The organism is Desulfitibacter alkalitolerans DSM 16504, from assembly GCF_000620305.1.
GTDB classification, from domain to species: Bacteria; Bacillota; DSM-16504; order Desulfitibacterales; family Desulfitibacteraceae; genus Desulfitibacter; species Desulfitibacter alkalitolerans.
Map to the genome: position 1 here is coordinate 183,211 of NZ_KK211100.1, position 23,699 is coordinate 206,909.

The 23,699-nt window shown below is 38.4% G+C and carries 28 protein-coding genes; all 28 read right to left on the bottom strand.

Translation table 11 applies throughout. The features are described 5' to 3' along the window. Positions 1–19: 19 nt before the first annotated feature. The 28 genes from K364_RS0106500 to mtnA all read right to left on the bottom strand — a co-directional run bounded on the left by K364_RS0106500 (position 20) and on the right by mtnA (position 23,699). Positions 20–1,561 carry a YifB family Mg chelatase-like AAA ATPase gene (locus K364_RS0106500; RefSeq protein WP_028307346.1) on the bottom strand — a complete coding sequence of 514 codons (1,542 nt, stop codon included), beginning with the start codon at positions 1,559–1,561 and terminating at the stop codon, positions 20–22. 101 nt (positions 1,562–1,662) lie between these two features. After that, on the bottom strand, positions 1,663–2,619 hold the full coding sequence (locus K364_RS0106505) for an ROK family protein (protein WP_028307347.1): 957 nt from the start codon (positions 2,617–2,619) through the stop codon (positions 1,663–1,665). A gap of 52 nt (positions 2,620–2,671) precedes the next feature. Next, positions 2,672–4,072, bottom strand: coding sequence for an FMN-binding glutamate synthase family protein (locus K364_RS23065; RefSeq protein ID WP_084295556.1), 1,401 nt, complete (start codon positions 4,070–4,072; stop codon positions 2,672–2,674). Positions 4,073–4,144: 72 nt separating this feature from the next. Then, positions 4,145–4,495, bottom strand: a complete 351-nt coding sequence (locus tag K364_RS0106515) for a YraN family protein (RefSeq protein ID WP_028307348.1) — start codon at positions 4,493–4,495, stop codon at positions 4,145–4,147. A gap of 86 nt (positions 4,496–4,581) precedes the next feature. Further along, entirely contained in the window at positions 4,582–6,018 is a 1,437-nt protein-coding gene (locus tag K364_RS0106520) for an NADH-quinone oxidoreductase subunit N (RefSeq protein WP_028307349.1), read from the bottom strand. After that, on the bottom strand, positions 6,018–7,550 hold the full coding sequence (locus K364_RS0106525) for a complex I subunit 4 family protein (protein ID WP_028307350.1): 1,533 nt from the start codon (positions 7,548–7,550) through the stop codon (positions 6,018–6,020). The genes K364_RS0106520 and K364_RS0106525 overlap by 1 nt, the downstream gene beginning before the upstream one ends. Further along, positions 7,551–9,416, bottom strand: a complete 1,866-nt coding sequence (gene nuoL, locus K364_RS0106530; RefSeq protein ID WP_028307351.1) for an NADH-quinone oxidoreductase subunit L — start codon at positions 9,414–9,416, stop codon at positions 7,551–7,553. A 28-nt stretch (positions 9,417–9,444) separates the two neighbouring features. Continuing rightward, a complete protein-coding gene (nuoK, locus tag K364_RS0106535; RefSeq protein WP_028307352.1) occupies positions 9,445–9,759 on the bottom strand; it encodes an NADH-quinone oxidoreductase subunit NuoK in 315 nt (104 codons plus the stop codon). Then, positions 9,756–10,259 (bottom strand): NADH-quinone oxidoreductase subunit J family protein, encoded by a 504-nt coding sequence (locus tag K364_RS0106540; protein ID WP_028307353.1) that lies wholly within the window; start codon positions 10,257–10,259, stop codon positions 9,756–9,758. Before K364_RS0106540 ends, nuoK begins: the two co-directional genes overlap by 4 nt. 13 nt (positions 10,260–10,272) lie before the next feature. Then, positions 10,273–10,674 (bottom strand): NuoI/complex I 23 kDa subunit family protein, encoded by a 402-nt coding sequence (locus tag K364_RS0106545; protein WP_028307354.1) that lies wholly within the window; start codon positions 10,672–10,674, stop codon positions 10,273–10,275. A gap of 12 nt (positions 10,675–10,686) precedes the next feature. After that, positions 10,687–11,718, bottom strand: a complete 1,032-nt coding sequence (gene nuoH / locus K364_RS0106550) for an NADH-quinone oxidoreductase subunit NuoH (protein ID WP_028307355.1) — start codon at positions 11,716–11,718, stop codon at positions 10,687–10,689. A gap of 25 nt (positions 11,719–11,743) precedes the next feature. Next, complete coding sequence (locus K364_RS0106555; protein WP_028307356.1) at positions 11,744–12,859, bottom strand: NADH-quinone oxidoreductase subunit D; 1,116 nt, start codon at positions 12,857–12,859, stop codon at positions 11,744–11,746. A gap of 15 nt (positions 12,860–12,874) precedes the next feature. Further along, positions 12,875–13,321 (bottom strand): NADH-quinone oxidoreductase subunit C, encoded by a 447-nt coding sequence (locus K364_RS0106560; protein WP_028307357.1) that lies wholly within the window; start codon positions 13,319–13,321, stop codon positions 12,875–12,877. Between the two features lies 1 nt (position 13,322). Further along, positions 13,323–13,835, bottom strand: coding sequence for an NADH-quinone oxidoreductase subunit B (locus tag K364_RS0106565; protein WP_028307358.1), 513 nt, complete (start codon positions 13,833–13,835; stop codon positions 13,323–13,325). Then, positions 13,826–14,182, bottom strand: a complete 357-nt coding sequence (locus tag K364_RS0106570; RefSeq protein ID WP_028307359.1) for an NADH-quinone oxidoreductase subunit A — start codon at positions 14,180–14,182, stop codon at positions 13,826–13,828. The genes K364_RS0106565 and K364_RS0106570 overlap by 10 nt, the downstream gene beginning before the upstream one ends. A gap of 138 nt (positions 14,183–14,320) precedes the next feature. After that, entirely contained in the window at positions 14,321–14,932 is a 612-nt protein-coding gene (rnhB, locus tag K364_RS23070) for a ribonuclease HII (RefSeq protein WP_051533841.1), read from the bottom strand. Then, the gene (gene ylqF, locus K364_RS0106580; RefSeq protein ID WP_028307360.1) at positions 14,919–15,785 is read right to left on the bottom strand and encodes a ribosome biogenesis GTPase YlqF; all 867 of its coding nucleotides are present in this window, start codon (positions 15,783–15,785) and stop codon (positions 14,919–14,921) included. The genes rnhB and ylqF overlap by 14 nt, the downstream gene beginning before the upstream one ends. A gap of 331 nt (positions 15,786–16,116) precedes the next feature. Continuing rightward, positions 16,117–16,458: a 50S ribosomal protein L19 gene (rplS, locus tag K364_RS0106585; RefSeq protein WP_028307361.1), complete on the bottom strand. Its 342-nt coding sequence runs from the start codon at positions 16,456–16,458 to the stop codon at positions 16,117–16,119. A gap of 94 nt (positions 16,459–16,552) precedes the next feature. Beyond that, entirely contained in the window at positions 16,553–17,110 is a 558-nt protein-coding gene (locus K364_RS0106590; RefSeq protein WP_028307362.1) for an RNA methyltransferase, read from the bottom strand. 1 nt (position 17,111) lies between these two features. Beyond that, positions 17,112–17,846 (bottom strand): tRNA (guanosine(37)-N1)-methyltransferase TrmD, encoded by a 735-nt coding sequence (trmD, locus tag K364_RS0106595; protein ID WP_028307363.1) that lies wholly within the window; start codon positions 17,844–17,846, stop codon positions 17,112–17,114. A gap of 5 nt (positions 17,847–17,851) precedes the next feature. Then, the gene (gene rimM / locus K364_RS0106600; RefSeq protein ID WP_051533842.1) at positions 17,852–18,376 is read right to left on the bottom strand and encodes a ribosome maturation factor RimM; all 525 of its coding nucleotides are present in this window, start codon (positions 18,374–18,376) and stop codon (positions 17,852–17,854) included. Between the two features lies 1 nt (position 18,377). Then, a complete protein-coding gene (locus K364_RS0106605; protein WP_028307365.1) occupies positions 18,378–18,794 on the bottom strand; it encodes a YlqD family protein in 417 nt (138 codons plus the stop codon). An 81-nt stretch (positions 18,795–18,875) separates the two neighbouring features. After that, positions 18,876–19,106 carry a KH domain-containing protein gene (locus tag K364_RS0106610; protein ID WP_028307366.1) on the bottom strand — a complete coding sequence of 77 codons (231 nt, stop codon included), beginning with the start codon at positions 19,104–19,106 and terminating at the stop codon, positions 18,876–18,878. A gap of 32 nt (positions 19,107–19,138) precedes the next feature. Next, positions 19,139–19,393 (bottom strand): 30S ribosomal protein S16, encoded by a 255-nt coding sequence (gene rpsP / locus K364_RS0106615; protein WP_028307367.1) that lies wholly within the window; start codon positions 19,391–19,393, stop codon positions 19,139–19,141. 40 nt (positions 19,394–19,433) lie between these two features. Then, on the bottom strand, positions 19,434–20,786 hold the full coding sequence (gene ffh / locus K364_RS0106620) for a signal recognition particle protein (RefSeq protein WP_028307368.1): 1,353 nt from the start codon (positions 20,784–20,786) through the stop codon (positions 19,434–19,436). A gap of 62 nt (positions 20,787–20,848) precedes the next feature. Continuing rightward, positions 20,849–21,193, bottom strand: a complete 345-nt coding sequence (gene ylxM / locus K364_RS0106625) for a YlxM family DNA-binding protein (protein ID WP_242841666.1) — start codon at positions 21,191–21,193, stop codon at positions 20,849–20,851. A 153-nt stretch (positions 21,194–21,346) separates the two neighbouring features. Next, a complete protein-coding gene (locus K364_RS0106630; protein ID WP_028307370.1) occupies positions 21,347–22,651 on the bottom strand; it encodes an amidohydrolase in 1,305 nt (434 codons plus the stop codon). A gap of 10 nt (positions 22,652–22,661) precedes the next feature. Then, positions 22,662–23,699 carry an S-methyl-5-thioribose-1-phosphate isomerase gene (gene mtnA, locus K364_RS0106635; protein ID WP_028307371.1) on the bottom strand — a complete coding sequence of 346 codons (1,038 nt, stop codon included), beginning with the start codon at positions 23,697–23,699 and terminating at the stop codon, positions 22,662–22,664.

Below are 23,699 nucleotides of genomic sequence, written 5' to 3' on the forward strand. Positions count from 1 at the left end.
ATTACCTCCAAAGTTTCTACTAAAACTGGTAGTCTTTCATTAATCTGTCATAATCTCTATATTGTATGGCCTCGGCTAAATGTTTTGCTTCTATTTGATCTGAGTTGTCCAAATCAGCAATTGTTCTTGACAGTTTAAGTATATTATTATATGACCGCATTGAAAAAGAATATTTTTCATAAATCATATCATATAATCTTTTTGCATCATTATTTAGTTCACAATACCTTCTAATTTGTTTTATATTCATTTCAGAATTGGAGGATATGCCGCATTTAGACAACCTTTCGTTCTGCCTTTGTTTTGCCATTTCCACCCTTTGTTTAACCTCTTGACTTCTTTGCTCTTTGTTGTTCTTATAAGCAGCTAGCTCACTCTTTTTCACCCTTGGCACCTGAACCTGTAAATCAAACCTATCTAATAACGGCCCAGATATTTTAGATAAATATTTTTTTATTTGCATGGGTGTACATATACACTCTTGTAAATCATCACCAAGGTATCCGCATGGGCAAGGATTTAAAGCCCCTATAAGGGTGAAGGTGGCTGGAAATTTTACTGCTGCAGCTACTCTGCTTATTAATACCTCCCTATCCTCTAAGGGCTGTCTTAAAGCCTCTAAAACCCTCTTGTGATATTCTGTCAATTCATCTAAAAAAAGAACACCATGGGCTGCCAAACTTATTTCACCAGGCTTGGGAATAACTCCTCCTCCTATTAGGCTGGCCTGGCTTATGTTGTGATGTGGGGCTCTAAAAGGCCTTTCAGTAATTAATGGGTTGTCTCTAGGCAGAAGTCCACTTACACTGTAAATTTTTGTAACCTCTAGTGACTCCTGCAATGACATTTTGGGCAATATACCGACCATTGCTTTAGCTAACATTGTTTTTCCTGAACCAGGTGGCCCAAGCAGCAGTACATTGTGCCCTCCGGCAGCCGCTATCTCTAAAGCCCTTTTAGCATTTGATTGTCCAACTACATCATCAAAATCAATCTGTGTATCCCTGGGGGAAATTAGCGGCAGGGAATAATCTATAGGGACTGGATCTCTTTTACTATTTAGGAAATCCACTACTTCTTTTAGTGTATTTAAACCATATGCCTTAATTCCGGCAGCCAAGGCAGCTTCCTGCCCATTATCCTGGGGTACTATTATTTTATAAATTTTTTTATCCGCTAATCCCGAAGCCATTACTAATACCCCTGGTACTCGCCTTAATTCACCTGACAAGGACAGCTGACCAAGGAGGAAGAAATCTCCCAATTTAGCCATGCTAACCTGGCCTGTAGCAGCTAATACTCCTATGGCAATGGCTAGATCATAGATAGGACCTTCCTTCCTTATATCGGCAGGTGCCAGGTTAATGGTCACCCTTTTGGGAGGAAATTCAAATCCAGAATTTTTAACTGCAGCCCTAACCCTCTCCTTTGATTCTCTAATAGATGTATCCGGCAAACCAACTATATCAAAGGCTGGTAACCCAGAAGAAACGTCAACCTCCACTTGCATGGGACAGCTTTCTAAGCCTAATATGGAACAACTGTTTACAACTGCTAGCATAATACAAACTCCTTTGGCATAAGAAAAAAATAAAAATATCTCACTATTACTCTAATTCTGCCTGTTTCTATATTTTTCCTGCCAGAAAGCATAAATAATATTTAATTAGTGGATACTACCATGGCCAGGGCTGCAGCTCCAACAACTCCCGTTTTGGCACCCAGGTGTGCTGGCTGTATTTCTACTTTAGAGGCTGGACCATAGGCCAGCTTTTCTACCCTTTCACGTACCCTTGCAAATAGTAAATCCCCTACCTTTGCTACCCCTCCACCTATAATTACCTTTTCAGGGTTAATAACATTTACAAGGTTTGCAATGCCAATACCTAAAAAATCAATAGCCCGATCTGTAACTTCAGTAGAAACCATATCACCCATTTCTCTGGCCTTGAAGACATGTTCCGCCCTGATATCATTAAGAGCAGCCAGTTTTGTAACCATACTCTTTTGTCCTGCCTTAATTCTTTCTATAACTCCCCTGGCAATGGCACTGCCTGAGCTTATGGTTTCCCAACAACCTTTATTTCCGCAATTGCATTCATCTCCATTTATATCAAGAATCATATGCCCTATTTCTCCGGCAGCCCCCCAGGCCCCATTGAGAAGACTTCCATTAACGATTAAACCGCCACCAATACCAGTACTTACAGTAAGATAAATCATATGCCTGGCTCCTGTCCCACTTCCAAAAATATGCTCAGCTAAAGCTGCAGCATTTGCATCATTGTTTAATGTAACTGGAATATTATATTTAGACTGAAAAAAGTCCCTAATGGGAAAATCATTCCAACCGGGTAAATTAGTAAGAAAATAAATACGACCCCTTGTGTGATCAACTGCTCCAGGCACTCCCATGCCTATTCCAGAAATATCACGAAAAGATAGCTGACCTGCATTAACAACTTCATCTAGAAGTACACACATTCTGTTTAAGACCTTTTCAGGACCATCTTCAGCCATAGTTAGAACTCGATTGGAGCTCAATATATTTCCTCTCTTATCTACAAGTGCAGCTTCAATTTTTGTTCCCCCCAGGTCCAAGCCTAGATAATACACCATTTCACTTCCCCTCAAAAAATATGTTAATTAGATACAAGGAATAATTAGGCTCTTAGTAGGCAAGTTCAACACCTGTTATCTCAGAAACCTCCTTTGTAAGTGCCATTAAATCATCCCTGTTAACTTCCCTGATTGATGTTTTGCCTAAAGCCTTAATGCCATCCTCCATTTCCAGGGTACAGGATTTCAAAAACTTTTCCAGGCTTTTAGCACCCTCATAAATATTAAATTGTTTTTTAAATACGCCATTGTACCAAACCACCTGGGTTGGTGGTTCAAAGGGTAAAGCCTGAAAAACCTGATTGTGAGATACTGCATATAATGCTGCTGTACCAATATATACGGCATCTGCTCCCAGAGCAATGGCTTTTAAAAAATGTCCTGGGTTAAATAATCCCCCTGAAACAATCAGGCTGACTTTTCCTTTGAGGTTTTTGCTTTCAAGGTATTTAACGCTCCTACATAATGCATATAATGTAGGCAGGCCAAAATCATCCTGTAGAATAGGTGGACTGCCGCTGCCGCCAGCTTGAGCACCACCCAGGGTTATGAAGTCTACTTCAGACATTATAGCCACATCCAGATCCCTTTCTAAATATTTACCACAACCTATTTTGCAGCCTACAGGCACACCACCTGTAACCTCCTTTAATTCACCAACTAATTCTTTTAGGGATCCTTGATTTTTAAGTTCTGGCATTATGGCATTTATTACAGCATCCTGGTTTTTCTTTAACCCCATTATTCTGCGAGAAGTTTTATCCAGTTCTTTCTCTTTGGTAATATGACCTACCCCACCATAAGCACCCTGCCCAATTTGAATTTCGATCATATCTGCCTTTCTAAGGGTTTTTTTGTCCCTTGCCCAGCTTGCCCTGGGCAGCTGCAGTATTAAAAGCTTGGCAGCTTTTCTTTCTGCAGGATGCATGCCGGCTTCTCCGGTATTTGTAGCAGTCCCTGCTGCTGATGCGGCCCTGGCTATGGCAACCTTCACTTTGCTGTCTAAGGCAGTTCCATTTGCCATTCCTCCCACAAGTATTGGAATGCTAACCTTCAAGGGTTTTTTGGCCTTTGGGCCAATTATTACAGAGGTGTCTATGATCACATTATCTTCAGTAGCATGTTTGTCCAATTGGGCCATATTAAACATTAAATCATCAAAGTGTAAAAATTTCCTTGGACTTCCCAGGGGTCTCTCGATGACTGTACCCTTTTCTGCTCTCATGTTGTTTTCAACTACATTCTGGAAGCCTATCCTTTTAGTTGCACTATACAGTTCCATTAAATTTCTCTCATAGGGTTCTGTCATTATTGTTTTTGTAAAATTATTTATGGTCCTCTTAATACCATATCTGGTTAACCAATATATGCCTGCCCCAGTCAACATAAAACCAGCTGCACTTATTCCAACCTGCCTGAACTTTGCAATTTTTATAAGAAAAGCTCCATTCACATATACCACCCCCACGTTAAAAGCTGTTAATGATATTATGTGAATAAATCCACGTATTATTTAAAGTATTATCTAAAAGGCATCCTGAATAATTTCGCAGGTATAATCCATTCCTTTTTTTTCAATGGAAACAACATCAAAGCGGCAGTTCTTTTGGAATATATTGTTAACCTTTAAGTAATATGCTGCAACCTTTCGGATTTTCTTTTGTTTCACAGCTGAAACACTTTCGTAAGGTAAGCCATAGTTGGTGTTTCTTCTGGTTTTTACCTCAATAAATACTATGTAATTCTCCTTATATGCAATAATATCTATTTCACCTAATTTGCATCGATAATTAACAGTAATAATCTCATATCCTATTTCCTTTAAGTGTTTTTGTGCCAGCAATTCACCTCTTTTGCCTATTTCATGATTGTCCATTCTCTCCACTCCCCGGATAATATGTAAAAGAAAAAGCCCTAGGAGCATTATAACACTACCAGGACTTTTGTTTTAAGGATTTTTCTTTACTGAATAAATAGGGAATTTGCAGCTTGAACAGTTAGGTCAATTAATGGAGTAAAGTAGATTCCCAAGAATAAGCTGACAACCATACATATTACAACGGCTGTTTTTAATCCAGACGATACCCTGACTGGTTCTGCATTTTCCTCAGCCTTACCTATATACATAACCTTTACTACAATCAGGTAGTAATAAACAGAAACCATACTCATGACAATTCCTATGAAAGCCAGCCATACATATCCCGCGTCTATAATAGCAGTAAAGAGGAGCAGCTTTCCTACAAACCCTGCTAAAGGCGGTAATCCTGCAAGGGATATAAGGCTTATGAACATGGCTGCCGCTAACAAGGGAGATCTGGTGGCAAGTCCAGCATAATCTTTAATCTCAAAGGATCCGGTCCTGTTGTAAAAGGCTGCTACCACAGCAAAGGCTCCAATATTAGCAAAAACATAGGTCATTGAATAGAACAATAATGCAGCTATACCAAGTTCACTAAAGGCAATTAAGCCAAGTAAAATATAACCGGCTTGTGCAATACTTGAGTAAGCAAGCATTCTCTTTATATTAGTCTGGGGTATTGCTACCAGGTTACCAAAAATCATGGTAAGAACAGCTAAGGCTGTAACCACCACTATCCAAAGATTTGCCAGGTCAGGAAGTGCAATTACAAAAATCCTAACTAGTACTGCAAAGGCAGCTGCCTTGGATGCTACAGCCAGGAAAGCTGTAATTGGCGTCGGGGCACCCTCGTAAATATCTGGTGACCACATGTGAAAGGGCACTGCAGAAACTTTAAAGGCTAATCCAGACAGTGTAAATATCATTCCTAGTACTAGTAGTGGTTGTACACCGTTAACTGCAACTGCTGCTACCATGTCCTCAATAATAACGGTTCCTGTCGCACCATAGAGTAAACTAAGACCATACAGTAATATACCAGACGACATGGCACCTAGTATCAAATACTTTAATCCTGCCTCTGTACTTGTTGGTCTGTTTCTTAAAAAGGCAGTAAGCACTATAAAGGTAATTGTCATCAATTCTAATCCTACATAAAATGTAACAAGGTCACCGGCAGATACCATCATCATCATGCCAAGAGTAATGAATACAAGCAAAGAATAATATTCTGACTGGTAATAGCCCAACTTTCCTATATACTCAAAGGAGACTAATACCACAAGGACAGCAGATATTAGTACTAATTGTTTAAAGAAGTTGGCAAAGGGATCAATAATATACATGCCCTCTAGAAATCTTTCATTAACCCCTTGAAACATAATGGTTGATACAAGTACCATAATTAAGCCAGCCAGGGTAATATAGCCAAAACCCTTTGTTTCAGTTTTAGGCACTAAAAGTCCTAAAACTAAGATTAATAATCCAAGAGCTCCTGCAATTAATTCAGGTACTAAAAGATATATATTCATTCCCATTAGAATATCCCCCTTATAGCAGCCGCGGCTTGAATTTTTTCTACCAGGGGTTCAACTCCAACATTAATCAGATCAATCAAGGGAGCAGGATATACACCAAATAGGATTAGTGTACCAATTAGGACAACCATTGGTATCATGCCCACACCCCTTGCATCCTCTAGATGATCCCACTCTTCCTTCCTGGGCCCAAAGAAAGTAAACTGAACAACCCTTAAAACATAGGTAGCGGTAATTACAATACCAAGTATACCTAGTATGGCCAGGAACCTGAAGGAGATAAAACCAAAAATAACCTGATCAACTGAGAAAGCACCAAGGAATATCAAGAATTCAGCTACAAAGTTATTTAGTCCAGGCAGGCCTAATGATGCTAGACCAGCTATGACAAATCCTGCAGCAATCCTGGGCATTTGATGAGCCAGGCCACCAAAACGTGCAATTTCCCTGGTATGTGCCCTATGGTAAATATGTCCAACGAGAGCAAAGAAAAGAGCAGTCATAATACCATGGGCAAACATTTGTGCAACAGCACCATCCAAGCTTAAAGTATTTAATGCAGCTATTCCTAATAAAACATAACCCATATGGCTAACACTAGAGTATCCAATAACAAATTTTAGATCCTTTTGAACCATGGCCACCAGAGCACCGTAGACCACGTTTACTATACACAACAGGGCTATTACCGGAGCCCAGTATTTGGCCCCTTCAGGATAATAGAAAAGCCCAAGTCTTATTAAACCGTAACCACCAAGCTTCATAATAACACCAGCGTGCAGCATACTTACTGCTGTTGGTGCAGCAACGTGACCGTCTGGTGACCAGGTGTGTAATGGCCACATTGGAACCAAAAAGCCAAAACCAACAAGCATTAAGAAAAACGCAAACTTCTGGAAAGCAATGTCATATGTTACAGTTCCAAGGGCCATTATATCCAGTGTGATAAAGCCTAAATGCTCTGGAGCTGCAGCATATAAGAAAGTGGCTATTATTGCAACTAATGCAAACACACTACCAATCAACAGATAAAGTGTCAGCTTCATTGCCGCATATTCTTTTCTGGTACTACCCCAAAGCCCAATAAGCACGTACATTGGAATTAATGCTACTTCAAAAAAGAGGTAGAAGAAGAACAAATCCAAGGCAATGAACACCCCAAAAACACCAGCAGTTAGAATCAGCAGGAAGACAAAGAACTCCTTGATTCTGTTGCGCATGTCCCATGAGGCAAAGACACCTGTGAATATAACTAAACTTGTCAAAAGAACCATTGGCAGACTTAATCCGTCTACACCAACAGCATAGTTTATTCCCAGATAATCCACCCAGGGAATACTTTCTACAAATTGCATTCCACCAATGCTTTTGTCATACAAAACAAAAATTGCAATGGATAGAATCAGGGATACTGAAGCAGAAATTGCTGCTGTAATTTTAATAAGCTTTTCTTCTTTTTCAGGTATTAAAAGAATTACTAGAGCCCCTACTACCGGTGCTAGCATTATGATAGATAAAACTGGAAAATTCATTTATATCCCTCCTAGCACTGGTATTGCCATCCATATTACCAGTAGAATTACGGCGATAAAGATGACCAAGGCATAGTTCTGCATGTTGCCAGTTTGAATGAATCTCATTCGCGCCCCGGCACCTCTGATACCATCAGAAATACCATGAGCTGTACCATCTACTAAATTCCTGTCACTCCAGTTAAAGGCACTTGAAATTACTAATACAACCTTATCAAAGAACCATTGATAGATTTCATCAATGTAATACTTATTTTCCAGGAGTATATATATGGGTTTGAATGTTTCTTTGATTTTCTCTGCTGATATGACCTTTTTATAGTATATCAGCCATGCTAGCAGTATTCCTGAAAGAGCAATAACTGTAGATACAACCATTATCATTAAATCCGGTACTGGGTGATGAGGGTAGCCATAGTAAACATAAGCCCAGAATGCCTTTTCCAAAAATGGTGCACCGATAAATCCTGCTATGACTGAGAATACCGCCAAAATAATTAATGGTATTGTCATTGCTGGTGGTGATTCATGGGGCTCATGTTCAGCTCTAGATTCACCAAAGAAGGCTACAAATATTAGTCTGAACATATAAAATGCTGTTAAAAAGGCTACAAATGTTGCTAGTATATAGAGACCAGTAAAGCCAGCATCTCTGGTTACCAGGAGTATTTCATCCTTACTCCAAAACCCTGCCAACGGAAAAATTCCGGCTAAAGCCAGGGCCCCTATAACAAAGGTCCAGGTAGTTATGGGCATTTTCTTATTAAGCCCACCCATTTTCCAGATATTATTACTGTGGACTGCGTGAATTGCACTGCCAGCACCCAGGAACAATAAAGCTTTGAAGAATGCATGGGTTGTAAGGTGGAACATACCTGCAGTCACACTTCCCACACCTAAAACCATTACCATGTAGCCTAGCTGGCTTAAGGTTGAGAATGCAAGTATTCGCTTAATATCTGAATTAACTATGGCGATGGTTGCTGCAAATAATGCAGTAAAACCACCCACATAGGCAATTACTAACAAGGCCACATCAGAATGGGCAAATAAAACAAATTGGCGGGAAATCAGATAAACGCCAGCTGCAACCATTGTAGCAGCATGTATTAAAGCACTTACTGGAGTTGGACCCTCCATTGCATCAGGCAACCAAACATGTAATGGAAACTGGGCACTTTTTCCTACTGGGCCGATAAACACAAGGATGGCTGCAACAGCAAGCATTGTGGTATTGGCAAAAGCTGGTATGGCATCAGCGAGTTCTCCAAAATTGAAGGTGCCAAACATTAAAAACAGGTAGAAAAATCCTAATAGGAAGCCAAAGTCGGCAACCCTGTTGGCAATAAAAGCTTTTTTATTGGCTTCAACAGCTGAATGCTTTCCAAAATAAAACCCAATTAGCAGATAGGAACTTAAACCAACCAGTTCCCAGAAAAAGAACATCTGAAAGTAGTTATTCGCAACTACCAAGCCTAACATTGATGCAGAAAACAGGGAAAGGTATCCGAAATATCTTGAGAACCCTGGGTCCCCTTCCATGTAAGCAAGAGAATATATATTGACCATTAAAGCTATGAAGCAAACTACTATCAGCATTACAGCTGTAAGTGGGTCTATTAAAACTCCCGCTTCAATTGTTAATCCCGGTAAAGATAACCAGTTAACTGAATACTCCACGGGACCTTCCATGGTTACTCCATATCGCAACACTTCAACTGCAATTCCTATGGATATGATTAGACATACTCCCATGGTAATTACAGATAAAAGGGCACTAAACAGTTTAAATTTCTTTGTAAGAAATGCTATGAGCACAAAAGCCAATAATGGCAAAATTGGCAAAAGCCACGCTAGTTCTATCAATCTTCTCACCTACCTTTTCAGTTAACATCTACCATTTTAACCAATCAATATTATCCACATTAGTAACAAGTCTTTCGCGGTATATCTTAATGATAATTGCCAGACCAACTGCTACTTCTGCGGCAGCAACAACAATGACAAAGATTGCAAAGACAAAACCCATGGCTGCATCAGGGTTTAAAAACCTATTAAAAACAACCAGATTTATATTAACTGCATTTAACATTAGTTCAACACCCATTAAAACAGCAATGGCATTTCTTTTTGCCACTGCACCATAAAAGCCTATGGTAAATAACAGTGCAGCAAGAATCAAATAATGCTCCATACCTATAGCTGTCATTGTTTTTTGTCCCCCCCCCTCGCCAACATAACGGCTCCGACCATTGCAACCAGTAACAGGATTGCAGCCCCTTCAAAGGGAATAACAAAATCTCCGAACATGTCTATTGCTACCAATCTGACAGTACTGCCCATCTCCCCGGCAACTGCAGGCAGATCACTTAAAGAAATCATGTAGACTGTTACTGCTAAAAAAGCAGCACTCACAAAAAACCCTATATATTTATACTGGCTAAACAAGTTGCTGTCCTTCATGTCGCCTCTTTTAGTAAGCATGATGCCAAAAACCAGAATAATAGCTATGGCTCCAGCATAGACTAAGATTTGGACAGCAGCAATATAATCAACACCTAAAATGGCATATACACCTGCTACAGCAACAAAGCTGACTACCAAAAACAATGCACTGTGCACAATGTTTTTAGAAAGAACAACTGCCAAAGCTGAACCAACAACAACTGCAGACACAATCCAAAAAACCAACGGTGATACTTCCAACATTTATTTCACTCCCTTACACCTTAGAATGACCTTCTCCACTTTTATTTAAGAAGTCATATACTGTTGCATCCCTGGTAAAGCATGACAACTCGAAATCTGTGGAGGAGTTCAAAGCATCTGTGGGACAAACCTCTATACATAAACCGCAAAAGAGGCAATAACCTAGTTCCATCTTAAATTCTGTAAGAATTTTTTTCTTATCTTCTCCCTTTTCACTATTGAGCTCAATTACCTCATTAGGACAGGCTTTTGCACAAAGCCCACAGGCAATACATTTGTCCATGGAAAAATTGAAAAATCCATGGGATCTAGGAGGCAAATTAGGCTTTACCTCTGGATATTGCTGAGTGATTGCCTTACCAAAAAGATTCTTCATTGTAATAGAAAGACCTTTTAGTAAACCCTTACCGTACATTTATAACACCTCCTAAAACCATTGGATAACTTTGATTACTACTCCAGTAATTACAATATTAATAATTGCCAATGGTAAGAGTACCTTCCAGTTAAAGCTCATTAAATGGTCTACCCTGATTCTGGGGAAGGTCCATCTTAACCACATGAATAGAGTTATTACTAAATACATTTTTATAAATACCCATAACCACGAAGGCAAAAATGGTCCATGCCAACCACCTAAAAATACTGTCACAATTATTACCGACATGGCTACCATATTAGCATATTCAGCCAGGAAAAACAGAGCAAAACGCATACCACTATATTCTGTATATGGGCCTGCTACAATCTCCTGCTCCCCCTCGGGCAAATCAAAGGGTGCCCTGTTAAGCTCTGCTGTTGCAGCAATAAAAAATATTATAAAGGCCAGGGGCTGCATCACTATGAACCATGCATTCTGTTGTGCTGCTACAATTTCTGACATTTTCAATGATCCAGTAATCATTACAACACCTAGCAATGAGAATACAAGGGGTATCTCATAACTTATCATTTGAGCAACTGTACGCATTCCACCAAGCAATGAATATTTATTATTGGAACCCCAGCCTGCCATGATAAATGCCATGACAGTTGTGGAAGCAATAGCTATAAAATAGAAAATCCCTATATTTAAATCTACAGCTATCATGTTTTCTCCAAAGGGCACTACAGCAAATACCATCATGGTTGGTATAAAAATAGCTATTGGTGCCAGACGAAAGAGCCATTTATCAGCACAGTCTGGAACTATGTCTTCTTTTCCCAAAAGCTTGATAACATCCAAGGTTGTTTGAAAAAATCCTCTTGGACCCACCCTATTTGGGCCAAGTCTCTGCTGAATATAAGCACTAATTTTTCTTTCCAGATAAACCAGATATAAAACATTTAACAATAAAAAGACCAAGATAGCTATGGCCTGTATGCTGACCATGACTATATCAACTGCTGTTGGACTCAAGCCCAGACCAGCTAAAAAATCCCTAATTATTGTTGCTAAATTTACAAAAATATTTTCCATGTTTAATCTCCCCTGCATTAAAGATTTATCTATCCACCTCTCCTAGAACAATATCTATAGAAGCAAGGATAGCAACTAAATCCTGTATATAAGTTCCCCTTGACATTTCAGGAAAAGCACCTAGCGAAATAAAAGATGGCGCATGAATGTGCAATCTATAAGGATTGGTTGATCCATCACTAACAAGGTAAAACCCTAACCAACCCTTGGCCCCTTCCATATGGAAATAGGCTTCTCCTTTAGGAGGCTTTATTATTCTTGGAACTTTTGTCATTATAGGACCATCAGGCATTTTAGCTATGGCCTGCTTAATAATCTTTATAGATTCTCTCATTTCCTCCATCCGGACTACATATCTATCAAAACAATCTCCCTTTTCCCCAATGGGTATATCGAATTCAAACTGATCGTACACGCTATATGGCATTTCTTTACGCAGGTCATACTTTAGGCCGGAAGCTCTTAGATTTACGCCACCCATTCCATAGTTAATGATTGTTTCTGCATTCATTATGCCTACATTTTTGGTTCTGGCATGAAAAATTTCATTTCCAGTAACTATACCATCGTACTCTTCGAAGCATTCTGGGAGTTCTGCAAGAAGTTTTTCTAGTGCAGGTATGAATTCTGGTGGGAATTCGCTGGGCATTCCACCTACACGCATGGAGTTTAATGTCATTCTCGACCCTGTAACCATTTCAAACAAGTCTAAAATCTTTTCCCTGTCTCTGAACATATACATCCAGGCAGAAAATCCATTTAAATCCAGGGCAAAACTAGCTACATAAACAAGATGATTGGCAATCCTTTGTAGCTCTCCAAGAATTACACGCATATATTCTGCTCTTTCAGGAACTTCTAAACCCATGAGCTTTTCCACAACTCCCACATAGGCCCAATTGTTTAATGCAGGGGCTATATAGTCTAGCCTGTCAGTATATGGAATAAATTGGGTATAAGTCCTGTTTTCTGCAATTTTCTCCATTCCCCTGTGTAAATATCCCATTACGTTTTCAACGTTAGTAACTGTCTCACCATCTAGCGTGAGAATAGCTCTATATACACCATGGGTACTTGGATGCTGTGGACCCATATTAAGTTGAAATTCTTGTGTGGTTATATCACATTGTTCTCTTGACATAATTGATACCTCACTTTATTTTGAACCCCTAATCCTCATTGAAAAATCTTTTCTTAAGGGATGACCCTGGAAATCATCAGGACACAAAACTCTTTTTAGATTTGGATGGCCTTCATAGTAAACTCCCATCAGGTCAAATGTCTCACGTTCCTGTAAGTCCGCACCCCTATATAAACTTACAAGTGACGATATTGCAGGCTTGTCCTTGTCAAGGTCTACTTTAAGGCGAATAATAATCTTTTCTTCTAAGTTCATTAAATGATAAACACCTTGAATACTTTCTTCATAATCCACTGCAGTAATATCAAGCAAAAAGCTAAAATTAAACTCTTGATCTTCTTTCAAAGCTGTGACTATATCTAAAAAGCTCTCTCTATTTAAAATAAATGTTGGGTAATCTAAACCCTCAACTAATTGAACCTTGTCCCCAAACTTATCAATAATACTCTTTATAATATCCATATTACTTCCCCTTTACCACTTCAGGATTTATTACTTTTCTCCTAAGTTCCAAAAGTCCGTGCAAAAGCGCCTCAGGTCTTGGGGGGCAACCCGGCACATATACATCTACAGGCAGGAAAGTATCTGCACCATCAACTACATTATATGATCCTGCAAAGGGCCCGCCTGATATTGCACAGCTTCCCATGGCAATAACATATTTTGGCTCTGACATCTGTTCATAAATCCTTTTAACTAATGGTTCCATCTTTTTAGTTATTGTACCTGCAACTATCATCAGGTCTGCCTGCCTTGGAGATGGTCTAAAAACCTCATAGCCAAATCTTGCAATATCGTACCTGGCTCCACCGGCAGCCATCATTTCAATTGCGCAGCAAGCTAGTCCCATGGTAACTGGCCAAAAGGAATGTGCCCTGGCATAATCAAATACCTTATCCACAGTAGTTAGAATAATATTCTTTTTCACCATTTCCTCAGGAGACTCTTCATGCAGATTATTCTTCTTTATTTCCATTCCAATGCTCCTTCCTTCCACTCGTACCACAGCCCGATTACTAAAACAACTAGAAAAATACCCATTGCTATTAAGGCTGGAGCCCCAAATTCTTTATACATTACAGCAAAGGGATATAGAAAAACAGTTTCTACATCAAATACCAAAAATACTAGTGCGTATAAAAAATAACTAACCTTAAACTGTACCCAGGTAGGTCCTTGAGTATCCACACCGCATTCGTAGGTACATAGCTTTTCAGGTGAAGGATTATTAGGCCTAACCAGCCATGAAGTTGCAAGTACTACTACTGCAAAGCCTCCACCTAATATCAGGAATACTAAAAGTGAATGAAATTCGTGACTCATGCATAACCTCCTCCCGAAAAAAATAGTATAAAACAAGCACAATCTTTTTAATTCTATAAAAATACGTTGATTCCTTCTAAATATTTAAACTTTATCCTACAGCCTCACCTAATTTAAAATAGTGTTTGCTGCAAAAAGTTATGATATTCCTCGAAAAGAAAAACGATGTTCTTCACAAGGTCCATATGTTTTTATACGCTCATAATGATCCTTTGTGGGATACCCTTTGTTTTTGGAAAATCCGTAGTAAGGATATTCCTCATGAAGCTCCAGCATATACCTGTCCCTGGCTTGTTTGGCAATTATGCTTGCAGCAGCTATGGATGCACTTTTTGAATCTCCCTTTACAATACCAAAATGTCTGACCGGAAAATAGTTGATTTTAATTGCATCAATTAAAAGTAAATCTGGTTTGACCCTGAGCATCTGGTAAGCCATTACCATTGCCATTTTTGTCGCCTCCAAAATGTTTATTTGGTCAATCAGTTTTGGAGGGCAATATGCTACTGCCCAGTCAACGGCAGCCTTTTTTATCTCTGTTTCAAGCCTTTCCCTCTGCTTTTGTGTAAGCTTTTTAGAGTCATCTAGTTCGTCTATTTCCCAACCCTCTGGTAGTATTACACAAGCTGCCACTACTGGTCCAGCCAGGGGTCCCCTGCCTGCTTCGTCAATACCACCAAGAAAAAATCCCCTATTTACATAATATTCTTTATCATATTTAAAAATTTCTTTATTATTAATTACCACCATTCAAAACTTCCCTCTCCTCAGGCGTTTCTAAACTAATTCGTCCTAATTTTCCATCTCTAAAGTCTTTTAAAATAGTTTCACTAGTTTTTCGGAGATCCACATCACCACCTTTAAGCAAAAAACCTCTGGATTTGCCTACCAGCTTAATAATAGTGTTAGTATCATCAAGCAACTCACAAAGGTTGTATCTTTCTTTTAAGGAATTTGGATAATTGACAGCAAGAAACTTTGTTAAAGAATAAACTATATCTTCAATGTCAAAGGCTTTGGGACCAATAGAGTTTACATAGGCTAAATGCAAGCCGGTTTCTTCATTATCAAACTTTGGCCAAAGAATACCCGGAGTATCCAGTAATTGGACGTTTTCTTTTATCTTTATCCATTGATTACCCTTAGTAACACCTGGTTTATTGCCTGTTTTAGCTGTACTTCTCCCCACAAGACTGTTGATAAACATGGATTTGCCCACATTAGGTATTCCAACCACCATTGCCCGAACAGGTCTTTTAATATTAAGTCTTCTAGCAGCACTATCTCTAATGGGAGTTTGGGCAATGCTGCGAAGAGTTTCATTAATGCCTCTTTTGCTAATAGAATCTACAGCTATGGCTTTGATACCATTATTGTGAAATGCATTTATCCAGGCTTTTGTTATATGAGGATTGGCCAAATCTTCTTTGTTTAAAACAACTATCCTATGTTTATTGACAGTTAATTCCTTGAGAATAGGATTTTGACTAGAAGCAGGTATCCTGGCATCTAGCAATTCAACTACAACATCTATCATCTTGATATTCTCTTTCAAAGTCTTTTTGGCTTTTGCCATATGGCCTGGATACCATTGTACTACCACTTAATAATCTCCCTTCCCTATGTTTGGTAATTATTATTAGCCTATAATGATTTTCCTATGATTTCAATTTTATTCAAAATAATTTTTATAGTTTTTTCTTATGCAACTATTATTGGCATATTTTATTAATAGATAAATATAAATTTTTCTTTATTTGCGGCTGGCTCTTGATAAAATAATAGCAAAAGTGCTTATATATAGATTATAGCACTTTTTTCAAGACTCTTTTAATTTATGGTAATATACTGTTTATTGCAGCATGATATCCATGGGGGGATTGGTTTATAATAATAAGGTAATGAAGGTTAAAAAGGACTGAACAATCAGTCCTTTACCTTTTTTCTTTAATTTTAGCACTCTTTCCAATTCTATCTCTTAAATAGTACAATTTAGCCCTGCGAACCTTACCTCTTCTAATGACCTCAATTTTTTCTATCTTGGGTGAATGCAATGGAAATGTTCTTTCTACGGCTACTCCATAAGAGACCCTTCTTACTGTAAAGGTTTCACGCAGGCCTGTTCCCTGTCTCTTTAAAACAATTCCTTCGAAGACCTGAATCCTTTCTCTGGTTCCCTCAACAACCTTAACATGAACTCTTACAGTATCCCCAGCATTAAAACCTGGCAGATCCTTTTTTAACTGCTCGGATTCTACTACCTTTAATACGTCCATATTTATGTACCTCCTTCCTCTATGGCGGATAATTTAACAAATTAAAAATTGCACAACTATGATTATAACAAAGTATTTATCGGTTGACAAGAATTCACCACCATTTTTTACAGCATAAACGGTCAATAATTATTGAAGCCGCACTTCGTACTGATAAGTGATTATAATCATCAGCTCCTACTATAGGATCAAGCTTATAATGGGCCTTATAAGTAATATCATCAGTAAGACCCCATCCGGTTCCAAATAATATTAATATATCTTTAGTCTCTGCAAGTTCCCTTAGCTGTAAATATCCTATATTTCCCTGCATATTGGCTCCAGTAGCAACCACTATTGGTTCTTTATCAATGCCTATATCCTGCAAGCATTCTTCTATACTGGCTACCATTCTCACCTTATGAAAGGCCCTGGCTCTATGCGAGTTATAGTTTGCACCAACACCCTTTTTCCAGTAATCTATCAACTCCTGAAACAGCTCCCGCTGCCTATTAAGGGGTTGTACAATATAATATCCGGCTAGACCATAGGTGGTACTTAAACGAGCAATATCGTGGACATCCAGATTAGTAATGGAAGTGGTTATTATCTGGTTGTTCTGATTTTTAATAGGATAATGGACTAAACAAATATAGATAGATGGCTTTTTCATTTCAGATTTCACCCATGCGTAATTTCTCAATCAAAGCCTGATCGACCTGACTCAGCTTTGCATTTTTTAATAAATCCGGCCTTTTATGAAAGGTCCGAATAATAGCTTGTTCTCTTCTCCAGCGGTCAATTATTGCATGATTTCCAGAAAGGAGCACTTCCGGCACCTTTAAACCCTGAAATTCTCTTGGCTTTGTATAATGAGGATATTCTAGAAGTCCTTCAGAAAAGCTTTCCTCCAAAATAGATTCATCATGTCCTAATACATTGGGTAATAGGCGTGTTACAGCATCTATTAAAACCATTGCACCAAGTTCTCCACCTGTCAATACATAGTCCCCAATGGATATTTCTTCATCTACAAGAAGCTCATTGACCCTTTCATCAATTCCTTCATAATGCCCACATAGTATTACCATTCGTTTGAGTTTAGATAATTGTTTAACCTTATCCTGAGTCAGGGTTGCACCCTGTGGGGACATGAGGATAATCCTGCTGGCCTCTTTGTCCAATTGGAGACTATTAATGGCATTAAAAAAGGGTTCTACCTTCATAACCATTCCTGGCCCACCTCCATAGGGGGTGTCATCAACAGAGTAATGCTTATTCCCGGAATAATCTCTAAGATTATGGACGCATAAGTCAAGAATTCCTTTCTCACGAGCTTTTCCAATAATACTCATACTTAATGGTAAATCAATCATCTGTGGGAATATGGTTATTACATCGATTTTCATATCAATCACCTGGTGGTATCAAATTCTGGCAGCATTTCTACCGTCATTTCTTTAGCCTCAGGATCTATTTTTTTTACAACCTTTTTTAGTGCTGGTATTAATATTTCTTCATTAGCCTGATCTTTAACTACATAGACATCATTGGCACCTGTTTTGAGAACTTCAATCAATTTACCAATGTAATTTCCTTGGGTATCCTTAACATCCATATCTATTAATTGAAATATGTAAAACTCATTATCGTTCAAAGGTGCTAATTGGGCCTGAGATATTTTTAAGTATGCTCCCTTTAATTGTTCAGCTTTTTCAATGGAATCAACGCCTTCCAATTGCATAATTAGAAAACCAGTATGCAAGGACACATTAGATATTTTCATTAATTCTATTTTATCTCTTATCTCCACCAATATTTCTTGTCTGTCTAAAAACCTTTCAGGAAAATCAGTAATAGGAAGAACTTTTACTGCACCATTTAAATTATGAGGCTTGGATATTATACCAACTGTTATTAGAACCTTTTCAGTAGCCACGCTAGCATCCGACCTTCCTAATTTCTATTACTTCATTGTCCTTTAAAAGGATTTCACAATTCTCTAATTTACTCCAATTATCCCCGATTTTAATATTTACTATCCTCTCAACAGAACCCTTGACAATTTCTTCACCTAAAGAAAGGTTCTTAATTGCTTCCATATTCTCTTTGATTTTTCTTATCTTTTCATAGTTTTTGTTTTTTTCATTTTCAAACTCATTTTTAATTATGGATAGTTCTTCGCTATGTTTTTTCTCTAATTCTAATGCTGTTCGCTTTATCTTGAAACTTAAATATTGGAGTTCAGTCTCTATTTGTTTTAAAAGGGCATCTAACTCACTTAAAAGGCTATCTTTTAAACTTTCGGTAACAATTGTTTTAACTGTAACTGGTTGAATAATTTTAATCTCTTCCACAACCTCACCTACCACTAATTAATAGACATTTTGGATGACATATGTTTTTGTATTAGACAAAAAGGGCCATAAAGACCCTTTTCATTGAACAATCTCAACAACAACTCGAGTTCCTTCCTTTGCTGCTGCTGCCTTTAGTACAGTTCTTAATGCCTTGGCTATTCTACCCTGCTTCCCAATGACCTTGCCCATGTCTTCAGGTGCTACTCGCAATTCTAATTGTATTGACCTTTCACCATCAACCTGTGTAACAGAGACATCATCAGGATTATCCACCAAGGATTTTGCTATGAATTCTACTAATTCTTTCATGGTAAGATATCCTCCCATTATAACCTGATGTACTATTTTTCATTAATTTTTTGAATAACACCAGCTTTTCTAAAAAGGGCTCTTACTGTTTCAGAAGGCTGTGCGCCATCTTTAAGCCACTTAACAGCTCTTTCTTCATTAATATTTAAGTCTTCCTTTATTGGATTATAGTATCCAACCTCTTCAATAAATCTACCATCCCTCGGAGAACGTGAATCAGCTACTACCAATCTGTAAAAAGGTGCTTTTTTACTGCCCATTCTTCTTAGCCTTATTCTAGTTGCCATTATCTCACCCCCTTCATAAACTAACCTATAAATAAATATATTACTTAAACATCGGCAGGTTAAACATGCCTTTGGATTTTTTCTTCACTTTTTTAAAATTCTGACCCCCAGAAAACTGTTTCATCATTTTCCTGGCCTCCAGGAATTGCTTAAGTAATTTATTAACATCCTGCACCTTGGTACCACTACCCATGGCTATTCTTTTTTTCCTGCTTCCATTTATAATCTCAGGCTTTGCTCTTTCCTTGGGTGTCATGGATTGAATTATTGCTTCTGTTTTAACTAACTCTTTTTCATCAACCTGCATATTCTTAAGCTGTTTACCCATGCCAGGAATCATACCAAGCAGGTCCTCAAGGGGACCCATGCTCTTCATTTGCTGTAATTGATCGAGAAAATCTTCAAGGGTAAACTGCTGGGTGCGAAGCTTGGCCTCCATTTCCTTTGCTTTTTTTGCATCAAAGGTTTCCTGCGCTTTCTCAATGAGGGTAAGCACATCACCCATACCTAGAATTCTAGATGCCATTCTATCTGGATAGAATGTTTCTAAAGCATCCAGCTTCTCTCCAACACCTACAAATTTAATTGGTTTTCCTGTTACTTCTCTAATGGAAAGGGCCGCCCCACCACGGGTATCGCCATCTAATTTTGTCAAGATAATTCCAGTAATACCAAACTTTTGATCAAAGGTTTCAGCAACATTTACTGCATCTTGACCAGTCATTGCATCAACTACCAGCAAAATTTCAGTTGGATTTACCTGTGCCTTGATATTTTCTAACTCTCCCATTAAATCTTCATCTATGTGCAGCCTTCCAGCAGTGTCAATAATAACAACGTCGCTGCCATTATTCCTGGCATAAGCTACTGCTTCTTCAGCTATTAAAACTGGATTTTCTTGCCCCTTTGAAAATACTGGTATCTCCAACTGTCCAGCTAACACCTCTAACTGTTTAATAGCAGCTGGACGATAAATATCACATGCTGCCAGCAAGGGACTACGACCTTTCTTTTTGAAGGTTTTTGCCAATTTTGCAGATGAGGTGGTTTTACCAGAGCCCTGAAGGCCTACCATCATTATTACTGTTGGTGGTTTGGAGGCGAAGACAATATTGGCCTCTTTTTCTCCCATCAAATTAACCAGTTCATCATTTACAATTTTGATAACCTGCTGTCCAGGAGTTAGACTTTCTAAAACCTCGCTGCCAATGGCTCTTTCTTTAACACTAGCTATAAATTTTTTCACAACTTTAAAGTTTACATCTGCTTCTAAAAGAGCTATCCTAACTTCACGCATTGCTGCATCAATGTCTGCTTCAGAAAGCTTGCCTTTTCCCTTAAGCCTTTTGAAGGTATCCTGAAGCTTTTCACTCAAGCTAGAAAATAGAGCCATTTGTTCCCCTCCTTTATTTAAAGCTAGAAATTCTTTTAAATTAGAATTGTTCTAAATGCTGCCTAGTTTTCCAGCAAACTATCTAATAATGCCAAAAGTCGTTGTTTTTCTTTTCCATCAATATTACTTGCTAACAATCTTGGCTTTATATCTTTTATATTTTTTTCCGTTTTTTGGTATTTGGCCCACAATTGTAAATTATCTTCATAGTTTTTCAACAAGTTTTCTGTACGTTTTATAATGTCATATACTGCTTGTCTGCTGATATTAAGCTCTTGTGCAATCTCACCTAAGGATAAATCATCATAATAGTATAATTTAAAAATCAGCTGCTGTTTTTCTGTGAGCAGAGTTCCATAAAAATCAAATAATCTAGCTGATTCATTTATTTTGGGTATAGTATTCAAATACAGTCACATCCATTGCTGTAAAGTATTTTTACTTCACAGAGGAATATTAATATAACTGGCGTCTTTTGTCAAGTACAGAATGACAACAGATTTATAGTTGTCCTAGATATATTTCATGTGAATTATACGAAAATCTAGAATTAGATAAAATTAAATAAGCTTTTTAATAATGTCTCGTATTTCAAAGGTCACCCTTTCTTCATCTATTGTTTTTATCTCCTTATTCTTCATAACAACCCTGCCATTTATTATAACTGTGTCCACGTCAGCTGCACCTGCAGAATAAACCAGGTGGGCATTTACATCGTGTAAGGGCTGAAGATGAGGGCTATTTAAGTCAACTAGAATTATATCTGCCTGCATACCTGCTTGTATTTTTCCAATCTCCTGGTCCAAACCAAGGGCCCTGGCTCCACAGCAGGTGGCCATGGCAAGGGCCTGATAGGAAGAAATAACAGTAGGATTATAGGTATGGACCTTTTGAAGCAGGGCAGCACTTCTCATTTCCTGGAACATATCCAAATTATTATTGCTGGCAGCACCATCAGTTCCTATTCCAACATTAATATTCATTTCAATCATCTTGGTAACTGGAGCAATACCGCTGGCAAGCTTCATATTACTTTCAGGGTTATGAGCCACATTGACCTTCTCCCGGGCTAATATTTTTAAATCATTATCTGACATGTGTACACAGTGTGCAGCCAAAACAGGGCTTACAGCAAATACTCCTGCATCATAAACCATTTCAACTGGGGATTTGCCGTATTTTTCTTTTATCTGGCTAACTTCAGCCAAGGTTTCTGCTATATGAATATGTATTCCTACTCCTAGTTTTTTTGCCTCGTGAGAAACCTCCTGCAGGTATTCGGGAACGCAAGTATAGGGTGCATGGGGTGCCAACATGGTGGTTATTCTGCCCTCAGCTGTCTCGTGGTATTTTTTAACAAAATCAATGCTTTCCTCTAAAGCCTTTTGTCCATTATTAAAGGATATTAAACCTCTGCTTAGAGAAGCTCTAATACCTGTTTCCTCAACAGCCTCTGCTACCTGGTCCATCATAAAATACATGTCAGCAAAGCAGGTTGTTCCACCCCTGATCATCTCTAAAACTGCAAGCTTTGTTCCCCAGTAAACGTACTCAGGCTGCAGCTTTGCTTCAAGGGGCCATATCTTCTTTTCCAACCATTCCATTAATGGCAGGTCATCTGCGTAACCTCTTAATAAAGTCATGGCAGCATGGGTATGACAATTAATTAGTCCAGGCATTACTGCCATGCCGGCAGCATCAATAATGTGAAAATCATCTGAGACGTACTTCCGGCTGCCAATGTGTACTGATTCTATTTTATCTCCATTTAAGATTACATCACCTTGAAAATAGTTGTCTCCGGGATTATTAATGTCCCTTTCCATGGTTAGAATATAGCCATTTTTTATTACTGTTCTTTTCATTAAATTCACCTCATTTTTTACTAAACAGTCTGTCAATCTCTTTTTCATAAGGTGCAGCTAAGATTCCCCTGTCAGTAATGATACCAGTTATAAGCTTGTTAGGAGTTACGTCAAAGGCCGGATTATAAGTATGAATATCTTCAGGAACAACCTCAACATCCTGTATGTGCCTGATCTCATTGCAGTGTCTTTCTTCTATAATTATTTCATCGCCTGATGCCATGTCCATATCTATTGTGGAATATGGGGCTGCAACAAAGAAGGGAATATTATGGTAATTGGCTAGTACAGCCAGAGAGTATGTGCCTATTTTATTTGCAGCATCTCCATTTTTTGCAATTCTATCTGCGCCAACAATGACCATGTCAATTTGCCCCTGGCTCATTATATATCCTGCCATGCTATCTGTAATTAGGGTTACAGGAATTTTGTCCTGGTGAAGCTCCCAGGTTGTCAATCTGGCACCCTGAAGCAAGGGGCGTGTTTCACAGGCGAAAACTTTTTCAAGGATACCCTTTTCAAAAGCAGTCCTTATTACCCCAAGGGCAGTCCCATAGCCTGCTGTAGCCAGAGCTCCAGCATTACAGTGGGTCATAATAACTGCTCCTACTGGGACTACCTTTACTCCATGTGCTCCAATACTTTTGTTTAATGCTATGTCCTCTTCATGAATATCTATGGCAGCCTTTTCTAAAATTAAGGCTATATCCATGGTGGAAGCCTCTTCATTATCCTTTGCTGCCTTATACATCTTATCAACGGCCCAGAATAGATTTACTGCAGTAGGCCTTGTTGACTTGAGAAGCTCACCAGCATTGTAAAGCTTATCCATAAAGTTTTTGTTAGATGCTTCTAAAAATTCCTTTGCTGCCAGAACCATTCCATAGGCAGCTGCCACCCCAATGGCTGGAGCCCCTCTCACAATCATATTTTTTATACACCCGGCAACTTCTTTATGAGTTTTACAATTTACATACTCAATTCTTAAAGGCAGTTTTGTCTGATTCAAAAGTTTAAGTGTTGAGTTTTCCCAGATTACACTTTTCAT